At 63.5% G+C, this 12,767-nt stretch carries 8 protein-coding genes; 6 read left to right on the forward strand and 2 right to left on the reverse strand.

Features of this window, described 5'->3' with window-relative positions:
- Positions 1-93: 93 nt before the first annotated feature.
- Entirely contained in the window at positions 94-2,409 is a 2,316-nt protein-coding gene (locus FIV42_RS28725) for a PrkA family serine protein kinase (protein WP_141201030.1), read from the reverse strand.
- Positions 2,410-2,502: 93 nt separating this feature from the next.
- Positions 2,503-3,054, reverse strand: coding sequence for a hypothetical protein (locus FIV42_RS28730; RefSeq protein ID WP_141201031.1), 552 nt, complete (start codon positions 3,052-3,054; stop codon positions 2,503-2,505).
- A 265-nt stretch (positions 3,055-3,319) separates the two neighbouring features.
- Between FIV42_RS28730 and FIV42_RS28735 the strand changes: the two genes are divergently transcribed.
- The 6 genes from FIV42_RS28735 to FIV42_RS28760 all read left to right on the forward strand — a co-directional run bounded on the left by FIV42_RS28735 (position 3,320) and on the right by FIV42_RS28760 (position 12,767).
- Positions 3,320-4,234, forward strand: coding sequence for an FHA domain-containing protein (locus FIV42_RS28735; protein ID WP_141201032.1), 915 nt, complete (start codon positions 3,320-3,322; stop codon positions 4,232-4,234).
- A 33-nt stretch (positions 4,235-4,267) separates the two neighbouring features.
- A complete protein-coding gene (locus tag FIV42_RS28740) occupies positions 4,268-7,192 on the forward strand; it encodes a hypothetical protein (RefSeq protein ID WP_141201033.1) in 2,925 nt (974 codons plus the stop codon).
- 124 nt (positions 7,193-7,316) lie between these two features.
- Positions 7,317-9,245: a serine/threonine-protein kinase gene (locus FIV42_RS28745; RefSeq protein ID WP_141201034.1), complete on the forward strand. Its 1,929-nt coding sequence runs from the start codon at positions 7,317-7,319 to the stop codon at positions 9,243-9,245.
- An 8-nt stretch (positions 9,246-9,253) separates the two neighbouring features.
- Positions 9,254-10,231, forward strand: a complete 978-nt coding sequence (locus FIV42_RS28750) for a hypothetical protein (RefSeq protein WP_141201035.1) — start codon at positions 9,254-9,256, stop codon at positions 10,229-10,231.
- Between the two features lie 50 nt (positions 10,232-10,281).
- A complete protein-coding gene (locus FIV42_RS28755; RefSeq protein ID WP_141201036.1) occupies positions 10,282-12,078 on the forward strand; it encodes a sigma 54-interacting transcriptional regulator in 1,797 nt (598 codons plus the stop codon).
- A gap of 125 nt (positions 12,079-12,203) precedes the next feature.
- Positions 12,204-12,767, forward strand: coding sequence for a hypothetical protein (locus FIV42_RS28760; RefSeq protein WP_141201037.1), 564 nt, complete (start codon positions 12,204-12,206; stop codon positions 12,765-12,767).

Genomic DNA, 12,767 nt, shown 5'->3' on the forward strand with positions numbered 1-12,767 from the left:
CGCATACGGAAATCTCCGTCTTAGAACACGCTGAGCGCCGCCGTCGGCCTCGACGAGGCCTGCGGCGGCGTCACACCAGCATCATTGTCACTCTCACTCGTTATACCGATTCGACAACAAGAACGCCACCGCCTCTCTGGCGCACTGGTCGCAATAGCCGTAGCGGTTCTTGAGGTTGTCCAGAGTCGTCTCGACCGACTCGATCTCGTCGGCGTCCATCTTCTTCTTCTCGTCCTCGAAGTAGCGCAGCAGGCTCTCCTGGATGCGACGGATCTGCTGTTGGCGCTCCTCGAAGAACTTGCGCTGCAGCGCGTCGAAGAAATTGGGGAACGTCTTGCGATAGTCGATCTGCTCGCCGGGGTGGTCGATCGAGTAGGCGGCGATGGTCGAGATGAGGCTGTGGCGGAAGTCCTCGATATCCTCTTCGATGTCGAGCATCTCCTCGACGTTGTTCATCAACTCTACGTCGGGCTCCTCGCTGCGGCCGGTGATGCGGTTGTAGACCTTCTCACCTTTGAGCCACTGGCTGACGTGCTCGATATAGCGAGCAAAGAGGTCTTCGTACTGCTTCTCTTCGACGAGTCCCATGGCGCTGCGGATCTCGCTGTCGATCAGGTCGAGGTAGCGATCGGTGACCACGTCGATGAAGTCGTCGTGGCGATGATAGTCGCCGTCGGACTTCATCTGCAGGAACGGGAAGACCGACGGGTCTTTGACCAGCTGGCGAAGCTCTTTGAACACCGCCAGGGGGGATAGGCACGGGAAGTCGTCGTTCTGGCTGGCGTTGAGCAGAATCATCTTCATCTCACGCGGGCTCGCACCGTAGCGGCCCTCGTAATTGCTCGACCCCTCGCCCTCGCTCATCATGTCGGGGATGACTTTTTTGAGCTCGCGGGCGTTCTCGGCGCCGATGCCCTCGGGCACCTTGCCGCGCGAGTACAGGTCGGCCTTCTCGAGCGGGGTCAGCCCGCTGATGATCTCGCGCACGGTGTTCGGATAATTGTCCGGATCGGGGCGCTTGAGGCGGGTCAGGGTCGCCCACAGCGCGGCCACGAAAGTGGTGTGCGGGGCGAGGTGCTTGATGAAGTCGACCGACGAGATCTGCTCGTCGTACACGAGCTCCTCGATATTGTAGTCGAGCAGGTACGGCAGCCGGACGAGCTCGATGCGACCCTTGAACGACGAGTAGTCGGGGGTCTGCTTGAACGCGTCGAGGTAATCCTCGTTGGCCGTCGCGGTGAGCACCTGGTCGAGGTGCAGGATGCGATTCTCCAACGACACGGTGCCCTTCTCGCTGGTGGCGAGCAGGTACTTGTTGAGCTCGGGCTGGCGCTTGAGCAGGTCGTCGTACTCGACGATGCCGCGGTTGGCGTCGACCAGGTCGCCGAATGGCTCGAACATCGTCTGGTTTTGCAGGCTCGACGGCAGCGCCGAGAGGCTGCGGTCGACGGTGAGCTGGCGCAGGTTGGCGTCGACGCGCATCTGCGGCTCGACGACGACTGCGCCGACGCGGTAGCGCCGACTGATGAAGAAACGCTCGACCTGGATATGCTTGAAGACCTTCTCGATGTCGCCTTTGTAGGCGGTCATCAGCGCGTCGAAGATCTGGCGGCTAGTGTGGCTCAGATCGCCGTCGTAGATGTATTTACTGAGCACGAACGGCGGCTCGGTCTCGTCATCGTCCTGCGCTTCGCTGTAGCGGGTGCGCAGGCGCTCACCGTCTTCTTGCTCGTAGCCCGGCAAAATCGCATCCGGGATGAACTCTTTGAGCAGAGTGCGGCGCTGCTCGGTGGGGAGCAGCATCAGCGGGTGGTCCTTCATGTCCGCCGGGATCTTGGCGTCGATCTGGTCTTCGTCCAAGTAGGCGAACGAATCGAGGTCGGTCTCCTCGACGGCGCGGGCGCTGAAGCCCTCGAAGCCGATCGACGAGCCCGAGGCGAGCCGCTTGTTCGGGAAGACCCAGTTGAACCGAAAGAGCGCGCCCTCTTCGGTGCACGAGTACGATTCCATCGCGCGCATGAGCATGTTGACGAAGGTGCTCTTGGCGCTGCCGTTGGGCCCGTGCAGCAACACGAGCTTGTTGACCTCGCCCTGGCGCACGAAGTTGTCGAGCAGTCGGAAGACACGCTGCTGGGCGCGCTCTTGGCCGACGAGGCGGTCTTTGCCCCCGTCGAACGGCGCGTCGAACATCCGGTAGTGAGTCACGTCACCCCAGACCGCCGGCTTCTGCTCGGTGCCGTAGTGCAGGTAGCAATCGCGCAGGTACTGGACCGCGTTTCTGGCGTGGCGTCGCGGATGCTCGGCGAACAGATCCAGAAACTCCGCAAAGCTCATGATGCGCTGGTCGCGCCCGTAATCTTCTCGAACTTTGGATGCCAGCGACGAGAGAATCTTCTGACCGTCATTCATGACGTTTTAGTTTCCTTCGAGTACAAGCCGCGCCAGGCCCGATGATGCAAGCCGCGTAGCGCTCGGCTCTCCAAGTATTCATTGCGAACTATATTACTGTTCTTGCGCCTTCTGCTCTTGCTGCTCTCCAGCTTCTTCTTGCTCTCCAGCCTTTTCTTGCTCGCCTGCCTCGGCTGCGGGCGCCGCGCCGGCCGCCTCGATCTCGAAGCTCAGCGGCGCCTCCATGATCGGAACACACAGGGTGTCTCGGCAGACGCTGAAGTTGCCCGTCGCCTCGAGTTTGTGCACCCCGGCGGCCTTGGCCTCCAGCAGAAGCGGGAACGTGGCCTCCATCTCCGAAAACTCGATCTGATCGGAGGTGACCGTCTTCTGCGCCAGTTGGACGTCGGGCGAGTCGGCAAATTCGATCTTCCAGCTGAACTCGTCGTTGATCTTGAACTCCCCATCGGGAGTCACGGCGAGTTCGACCTTGGCCTTCTTGCCCACCGGCACCGGCTCCTGGGCCGAGCGCTCGTTCCACTTGTCCTCGTGGTAATTCCTGGCCACTTCGGCGTTGGCCTGCACCGCGGTCGCCCTTTCGGGCTGAGGCGACTCCTCACACCCCACCACCAGGGCGGTGACCAAGATGCATCCAGTAACGATCAAAACAAGTTTTCGCTCTCTTCGGTTCATGCTCGAGCAGTCTGTAGCAGGGGGAATGCGCTCTGCGCGTGTTGCCCGCGGAGTTTACTCGAAGCAAACACCGCGCGACGCCGACCATAGCACAGCCCAAATAAGGGCGTAACCTCACTCTCAATCACGGGAGTTATAACCACGCTGAGGGCCTCCGTCGATTGTCGCAGGATGGCCCACTGTGCTATTGTTTGACAAACCACGGGTTCTTCCAAGTATTCCACCGCAGCCGCTGTTCATGGCCCCAAGCACCGACTCGAAAATCGAAGACATGACCGACGCCGTCGACGTACTCGACGAGCCGACTGATTTTCCGTTTCGCACCGAGCGCACCGCCCAAGATGCGGTCGTCTCGAGCCTCGATGCGCGCGCCGAACTCGTCGAGACCGCCGACCGGCTCGTGCGGGTGATGGCGAGCGGTTCGGCGCGCCCGGCGGCCCATGCCGCCGCGCCTCAGTCGAGCCCGTCCATGCAGGCGGGGACACAGACAGGCCCCCGGCCGACGCTGGTAGTGCGCAGCCCCGGCGGGACGATGGAGACCCGGCACACCATCGACGCGCCGCGCTTTTTGGTGGGGCGCGAGAACTGTGACCTCGAACTCGACGATCGATTCGTCGCGCGTTGGCATATCCAGCTCTTTCAGCGCGACGGTGCGCTGATCTTGCAGGACTTGAACAGCCGCAACGGCGTCTATCTGCGTATCGCCGACGACCTCGCCCTCGAAGACGGCGACCAGATCGTCGTGGGCGACCAACGCTTCGAGTTTCGCACGAGCTGGGACTCCCCTGCCCAGCAGAATCCGACTCACCAGAATCAGACTCAACAAAACAAGGCAGACACCGACGCCCTGGGCGCCTCCTGGGCCGGAAACCCCGTGCGGCTCATTCGGTATATGGAGGGCGACCACATCGGCGGGGTCTATCCGCTGGGACAACGCATGACCATCGGCGGAGCCAACGCCGACTTGTGTTTTCCGGAAGATTCGATCCTGTCTTCTCCTCACGCGGTCATCCACCGCGACGGAGATCGTTACCTCCTTCGCGATCTCGAGAGCGAGTCGGGCACCTTTATTCGTATCGCGGACGCCGTCGAACTGATCGACGGAGACTGCTTTTTGGTGGGCCGCACGCGTATCCGCCTGACGTTCGCCTGAGACGCCCCCAGACACGAGGCGGTCGACATACCGATGGTCACCCTACGCCAATTAGTGCTCTTTGGCCTCGCCGCCGCCGTTTTCTCCGGCTGCGCGTGGTCCCAGCCCCCTGCCGAACATCAGGCGCTGGCAGCTTCCTACGAGATCTCGACGGACGCCAAGAAGCCGAGCCTCGGCAAGCTCTTGCTCACCGAGCAGGGCTTGTGGGGCTTCGTGCATGCTCGCGCGGCTAAAGAAGCGCCGACATTCTCGCGCGGCGAACTCGTCGCCTTTTTGCCCCACGAAGGAAATGCCCCGGCCCACCTGTTCGGCGTGGTCGCCGAGCGCTCCTGGGGCGTGATGCTGCAGCGCCTCGACGGGCGCACCATCGCCTTCGACACGGTGCGTGGCGACCTCGTTCCGGTGCGCTCCGAGGCGCAGCTCGAGCGCTGGGGGATCTGTCATGGTGCCGGGGGGAATCTGGCTGACGACGCCTGCCTGGGCGCGGCGGGTCGCACAGTCGCCTGGCGGGTGTACGGCGCCAACGCCAAGCACCGCCTCTCCGTCGCCGAGGATGATAATGCGCTCGTCTTGCCGATTCGCACCGACGGCGTCGTACACGCCGGACGGGCCGTCGTTCGCGCCGATTCTCTCGAACGCGGCTGGGTCGCAGTCCCCGTGCGGGCCAACCGCGCGACCGTGCCCCACGCGCGGGTGCTGCTCGATACGCAGTGTCCGGACATCGATCTAACGCGAAGCATCCAGCCCATCGAGATCCTTCGGGGCACCGTGGATGCGTCCGAGCACCCGGTCGAGATCGAAGAGGCGGCGATTGCCGCCGGCGCCGATGCGCTCGTGCGGTGCGCCAGTGAAGAGGTCACCGTGCAGGTGCCGATGCTCTTCCGCCCTCGCCTGCAGGTCACCAACACCTCGGCGAGCGGGGTGCCTTACGGAGCGATGCGGCCGTGGAGCTTCGCCAAGGAGAACCGCGCGGCCGTCGAGTCGGCGGTCTTGTTGGCGGCGTCCCTGAGCACGGGCGCAGGGGTTGCTGCGGACTTCTATCTGGAGCGCACGCTCTTGGCGGCGCCCGAGACGAAAACCGCCGGGCGGCTGGCGCTCGAATTGATGCAGGTCGCCGCCGCAGCGGGACGCCCCGAGGCGGCGCTTCGCGGCGGGCGTGCGGCCACCAGTGAGGCTTGGCACCGCCAGAATCGCCCGGCCTTCGTGCTCGGCAAGGCGTGGGTGCTCGCAGCTCTCGGCCAAACGAGGTCCTACGCCGAGGCGATGACGCGAGTGTCCAAGCTCGCCAAAGAGCCCGCGAACCGACAGGCCCGTTTGTGGCTCGCCTGGTCGCAGTTACGAGACGACGCGGGCACCTCGGCCAAGCAATCGATCACCCGCGCGATGTCGGTGCTCGAGAAGTCGAACGCGCCAAAGTGGCTGGAAGCCGGTGAGCTTCTCGTCGGCTGGATCACCAGCGGCCAAAACACGTTGACCGCGCCCAAGACTCGATTGAGCGAGGCCTTCCAACCTTTCGACGCAGGTTGTGAGGACGTGTCGACGTGCAAGCTCGACGTCTATGGGCGCAACTTCGCGGCGCTCGTCGAGGCGAGCAGCGCCGACGACGGCGCCCAGCTCGTCGAACAACTGCAGAGCACCGCCGTTGCAGCGATTCGGCCCGGGTTTCGCCTCTCGACGCTCGATGCAGGCAAGCTCGGCGCCGCCGACTCGGTGGCCATGCGCGCCGCGGCGATGCCGCTGCTATCACCGGGGCTGCGCGAAGATGGCTTTCGGGAGCTCGTCGAGGATGTCGCCGGCGCCTGGCGTGAGTCGGGGCGCTGCCTGGAGGTCGAACAAACAGACGTGTTGGTCGCACGTCTCGGCGATGCGCGCCGCGACCACGCTGGCCAGGCGGCTCTCGCAGCCACGCGCTGGTTGCTCGCCGGCGCGCTTCCTTCCGCATGCGAATCACCCCGAAAGTTTATTCAGAGCCTCGAGCGAGGCTTGATTAGGTATCCCAAGATCACGACCTACGCCGCGCCATTGCTCGAGGCGCTGACGAGCCGCGCGAGCAAAGAAGATCGACTCGTGTTGTTGCGCGAGTTTGGCGACTTCACGGCCGAGCACGAAAAAGGCGCGGCCTGTAAGCGCTGGAATCTCGCCCTGGCCGTCTCGAGCGCCAACGCCGGGCGCCTCGACGAGGCAGAAAAAGAGCTCACGCGCGCCATCAACTGTGAAGCAACGGGCGAGGACGCCTACGAGGCGACCGAGTTGCTGATCATCGGCTTCTTGCAGTTCGAGCGCAGCGCGGTCGTGCCCTCCGACCTGTCTGCAGGGGCACGCGCACGGCTCGCCGCGCTCGTGCGCCGTGAGCCGGTGGTCGACCGGGTCGACGAGGTGTGCACCGGTCTGTTGCCGCTCGAGTACAATCTGTCTCGCTACGTCCACCCCAATATCGCCGCCCTCGCCGTGGCGATGCCGGAGCTGCCGACCGACGAATTAGCGCTCGAGACGAGCTCTAGGAGCGCGTCCCGGGGAATCGCCTCGTTGCTCGTCGCCCGGCGCAATCTGGGCGAAGGACGACCGCGTCTGGCGGCCAAGGCGCTCGCCGAGTCCCGACAGGCGTTCGCGCGCATCGACCACAAGGTCGGACTTCGGCGCGTCGCGTTTTTGGAGTCGGTGATCTTCGGCGGCGATCTCGAGGCGTATTTGGAAGGCGAGGACAAGACCGAGCGCAGCGTAAGCCTCGATTCACCCGACAAACTCGACGCGGGTGAATGGGCGCGCGCTCTCATGGCGGGCAAAGCCCGTGAGATTCTGGCGGCGGTGGCCGTCGACGGTGCGCAGCTCGACGATGAGGCGAAGCGCGCCGCCTTGGCGGCCTCGTTGATCGTCGACTCGGAGGAACAGACCGTCGAAAAGTGGCGTTCCAATGCCGGAGGCGCTCATTTAGCCGACCTGTGTGGTCGAGACGAGTGAGCGCCCTCGCTGTATGGTTGTGACTTGGGCCACCGTCGATTAGACTCGGCCCGTACTTAGCAACCACGCCAGTGCGGGGCGGCCACGGCATTTCCACTTTTTCGTGCGGCTCTACAGGCCAGTCATGATCGGCACCACGATTTCGCGCTACGACATCTTGGAGGAACTCGGCCAAGGGGGCATGTCCGTGGTGTATCTGGCTCAGGACACTGCTCTGGGCCGCGAAGTCGCCATCAAGTTGCTGCACGAGCACCTGGCCAAGAAGCTCGAAAACCGCCAGCGATTTCGCCGCGAGGCCGAGGCGATCGCGCGGCTGCGCCACCCCAATATCCTCGACGTGTACGATGTCTCCGACGAGAGCGACGAGCGCTCGTTCATCGTCATGGAGTACATCCCGGGGATGAACTTGCGTCAGTTCATCGACCACCACGGCCCTCCCCCGCCCGAGATCGCCGCCCTGCTGGGCGTCGAGATTTGCAACGCGCTCGGCCACGCTCACAACCACGGCGTCATTCACCGTGATTTGAAGCCCGAAAACGTGATGATCTCCGACGATGGAGACGTCAAGTTGATGGACTTTGGCATCGCGCACGTCATCGACGCCGAGACGATGACCAAGACGGGCAGCCTGCTGGGCAGCCCCGCGCACATGGCGCCCGAGCTCATCGACGGCAAGAAAGTCGACGAGCGCGCCGACGTCTTTGCGCTGGGCACGGTTTTGTACTGGATGAGCACCGGCCAGCTCCCCTTTTGCGGCGACAACGCCCCCCAGGTGCTCCGTAACGTCATGGAGTGCCGCTACGAGGAGCCCGAGGTCGTCGCACCGACCGTCGGCCACGACCTAGCGCGCATCATCTGCAAATGCCTGAACAAGGAGCCGGAAAACCGCTTCGCCTCGGTCGAGACGGTCAAGCGAGAGCTCTTTGCCGCGGTCCACTCGGTGGGGATCGAGGAGACCGACAAGGCGGTGCGCGAATACTTCGCAGATCCGGGCAAGTACACGGAAGCCTACGCCGAGCTGATCGTCCCCAAGCTCATCGCGCGCGGAAAGCAGGCGATGGAGCGCAAAAACGTCCCGGTGGCCATCGCGCACTTCAACCGCGTGCTCGCCTACGACCCGAAAAACGAAGAGGTGCGCGAGTGTCTCGATCAGCTCAACCGCAACCAGCAGGCGGCTCGCTTCGTGGCGGCGGCCGCGGTGCTCTTGTTGGTAGGCGTGGCGGGTTGGTGGATGTACGACATGACCGTCGACGAGCCGCAACCGAAGGTGAAGGCGGACGTCGAGGATGAGATCGCCGCGGCCGCCGAAGAGGAGGCGCAGGCAAAGGAGGCGAGCTTGAGCGCGGCGCTGACGCGCGTCGGTAGCGCTTATGGCGTCGCCGAGGGCGCCTCGGAGGCCGAGCATGCAGCCCAGACGGCGGTGCCGATTGCGCAGGATGTCGTCGGTCTGGCGCGTCGCGTCGCCAAGAAGGGAAAGCGGTTGGTGCACATCGCCAGCCTCAAAGCTCCTTCGGTCCAGCTCGTCGAAACGTCCGGCAACTCTAAAGAGGAGACGGAGGAGACGGGGAACGATGCCTCGCCCCCCGAGGCGGCCGAACAGACCTTCGAGGTGCAGTTCAAGGTCTTTCCCGGCTCGGCTCGCCTCGAGGTCGACGGAGAGAAGGTCTTCTGGCAGACCGAGAGCATTCAACTCACCCGCGGCAAGCACGTCATCACCGCCAACGCGCCCGGCTGTAAGCCGTATCGCGAGATTCTGGTGGTAAACGAGCCCAGAACCGATAAGAATAAGGTTCCCGTGGTGCTCGAATGGAGACGAGCGACCATCAACGTCGTGTCGAACAAGAACGCGCTGGTCTACGTCGCCGGTGAGTCCGACCCACGCTCGAACGCGCGACGCAGCTCGATTTCGGTGCCGTTTCGACGCAAAATGGGCGACCCGACGAAGACGGTAAAGCTTCGCATCGCCGATGCCTCCAACCTGCAACGCGTCGAGGAGCGCGAAGTCGTCGTACGTGCCGGCGACAGTCGCACGGTCAAAGTCTACTTTCCCTGAAGCCTCCGATGTTCCAACGGCTGTCCACCTCTGTGCTGTTCGTGCTCGGCGCCGCTCTCTGGGCGACGCCGTCGCTGGCGCAGACACCGCCGCCGCCCGACGAAGGCACCACCCCCGTCAAGACAGCCCCCACGGCCGAACACGACTTTCCCGAAGCTCCCAAGGCACGGCTCGAGCGCGCCCAGAAGGCATTCCAGGACGCCGAGTACGACCTGCTGAGACCGCTGCTCGAACCGACGCTGTCGCCCACGAGTCAATTCGCCCAGACCGAGTCGGAGCTCGAGGCGCGCACGCTTCTGGGCGTCGGGCTGTACTTCGAGGCCCAGAAAGTCACCGACGCCGAGCAGCGGCGCGAGCTCCTCGACACGACACGCCGGCATTTCCTCGAGATCCTGCGCAAGGAGCCCGACCACTCGCTCAACCCCCTGCTCTACCCGGCCAGCGTCGTCGAGCTTTTCGAGGCGGTTCGCGAGGAGAACGCCGAGGAACTCGACAAGATTCGCGCCCAGCGCGACGACGCCAACGGCGACGTGGCGGCTCAGGGCCTCAAGAGCATCTATATCCAGCGCGAGGTCGACCACCGGCTGTACGCGGCCAACTTCTTGCCCTTCGGCCTCGGTCAGTTCCAAAACGGCGAGCAGGTCCAGGGAACGCTATTCGCCGGCGCGCAGACCGCGGCGCTGGGGTTGAACGTGGCGAGCTACGTGATGATCGAAAGCCTTCGCGGTGATGACGGCTACTATGACCGAGGCGCCGGCGGGACCACTGAACAGGCGCTGCAATGGCGTACCGCTCAATACGTGGGCCTGGGCCTCTTCGTAGGCTTCTATGCCTGGTCGGTCATCGACGCGCTACGAGACTACGAGCCGTACGACGTGCGCATCCGCAGCCTCGACGAGCCTCCGCCGGAATTATCGGCCGGCGAGGCGGATGACAAGGGGGCTACTTTTCAAATAGGATTGGGTGGCCTTGGTGTTACGTGGTAACAACGAGGCGAAACGCCAATGACCTATTTGGGAACCTGGGAACGACGACCATGCCCACCCTCATTGTCCAATCGGCCGACGGCTCGACGAGCCGTGATTACCCGCTTCGTAAGACGCTGACCTCGATCGGTTCGGGGCGCACCAACGACATCGTGCTCGACGACCCGAGCGTCGAGGCGAGCCACGCCATGATCCAGCTCGACGGCGGGGTCTTCGAGATCCAGACCGTCAGCCGCAAGTGCGAAGTGCGCATCAACGGCAAGAAGAAGCGAAAGCTCAAGCTGTCGCACGACGACGAGGTCCAGATCGGCGACGTGGTGCTGCGCTTCTCCATCTTCGACGGCGCGCCGGCGGCCGGGCTTGCCGAAGAGAGCGTCACCGGAGAAGAGATCGAGGGCTACCGCAAGCTACACGAGTTCTCGCAAAAGCTGTTGAGCGACTACGAGCTTCCGGTCCTCCTCGAGAACTTGCTCGACGCGGTCGTTTCGATCACCTCGGCCGACAAGGGCTTTTTGATCCTGCTCGAGGACGAGGAGTTTCGCATCAAGGTGGCGCGCAACGTCGACCGCGAGAATATCGAGGGCGCCGTCGAGCAGGTCTCCGACTCGATCATTCGCAAGGTCATCGAGAGCAAAGAGCCGCTCATCGTCAGCGACGCGCTCTCCAACAGCGAGTTCAACAGCTCGCAGTCGGTCATCAACCTGAACCTGTCGAGCGTGATGTGCGTGCCGCTCTTGGACCGCGGCCAGCTTCTGGGCGTGCTCTATGTCGGTAACGAAAATATCGCCAACCTCTTCGAGCAGCGCCACCTCGACCTGCTGACGGTCTTCGCCTCGCAGGCGAGCCTGATCATCGCCAACGCGATCATGGTGCGCGGCCTGAAGCTCGATAAGCAGCTTCTGAGCGAGCGCCTCAGCGAGATGCGCTTTGGCAGCATCATCGGCGCCTGCGACGCGATGAAGGAGATCTTTCGCACCGTCGAGAAGGTCGCGCCCACCACGGTCAACGTGCTCGTCACCGGCGAGACCGGCACCGGCAAGGAGCTTATCGCCCACGAGATTCACCAGCGCTCGCCGCGTGTAAAGGGGCCGTTCGTGACGATCAACTGCGGCGCCATCCCCGAAAACCTGCTCGAAAGCGAGCTGTTCGGCCACGTCAAAGGGGCGTTCACGGGGGCGAATCAGACCCGCGAGGGTAAATTCCAGGCCGCCGACGGCGGTACCATCTTTCTCGACGAGATCGGCGAGATGCCGCTGAACCTGCAGGTCAAACTGCTGCGCGTGCTCCAGGAGCACACGGTCACCAAGGTCGGCGCCACCAAGTCCGAGAAGATCGACATCCGCGTGGTCGCCGCGACCAACAAGAACCTCGAGAAGGCCGTGCGAGAGGGTGATTTCCGCGAAGACCTCTTCTACCGCCTCAACGTGGTCCTGCTAAAGCTCCCGCCGCTTCGCGACCGCGGGAACGACGTGGTGCTCATCGCCAAATACCTCATCAACGAGATCTCGGACGAGATCGGCGTGGGCCACAAGGAGCTGAGCAAGGAGGCCATCCAGGCGCTTCGCAAATACGCCTGGCCGGGCAATATCCGCCAGCTCGAAAACCGCCTTAAAAAGGCGATCGTGCTCGCCGACGGCAGCGTGCTCACCCCCGAAGATCTCGACCTGCCACCTGAGGTGCTCGAGCCGATCATGCCGCTGTCCGAGGCCAAGGAGCGCTTCGCGCTGCGCTACGTCATGGAGGCCTTGGAGCGAAACGACGGCAACCGCACCCAGACCGCCCGCGAGCTCGATGTCGATCCGCGAACCATTTTTCGCTATCTAGAAAAGGAGACCCCCGAGGCGTGAGTCCTTTTGGCTAACCTCGCCCGGGCTCTGACATTTTCGTCATCGACGCGCCCCGGATATGACACCGCTGTCATATCCGGGGCTACACACCCACCGCGCACGGGCTCCTGAGCAGTATCTCCCGCATGGCACGTCTTCTGCAAAACCTCATGCCGAGCAAAGGGTTGGCTCGACAGCTGCCCTTGTTGCTCGTAGCTGCTGTGTTGAGCGGCTGCATTTTGTCGCCGCCCATCGAGCCGCGCGATGAGCCGAACTACTCGCCGCGAATCGGGCCATTGTGGCCCAACGGGATCGACCCGTATGTGCGCGTGACCCGTGACCAGTTTGCCAACGGGAGTATCGAGTTGAGAGCGAAGCTATTCGACGGAAACGACGAGTCCGAGTTGCATTTCCTGTTGGTCAGCGACCACGACGGCATCATCGAGAACGCGATCGCATTGCCGGCCGCCTGTAGTAGCGAAGACGACGCTGACGAGTACTGCTACGGCGTGGTCGACCATACGGTTAACCCGTGCGACAGCGGAGTGACCATTCCGGGCACCGAAGTGATCACACTCGTCGTCTCCGATCGACCGTTTCGCACCATCTCACCGCTGCTGAGCATGATTGAGGAGGCGCCAGACGCCATTATGGTGACTTATTCGTGGACGTTGAACTACGAAGCCGGATTCTGTCCCCTGGATAACTGA

This window comes from Persicimonas caeni (assembly GCF_006517175.1).
GTDB classification, from domain to species: domain Bacteria; phylum Myxococcota_A; class Bradymonadia; order Bradymonadales; family Bradymonadaceae; genus Persicimonas; species Persicimonas caeni.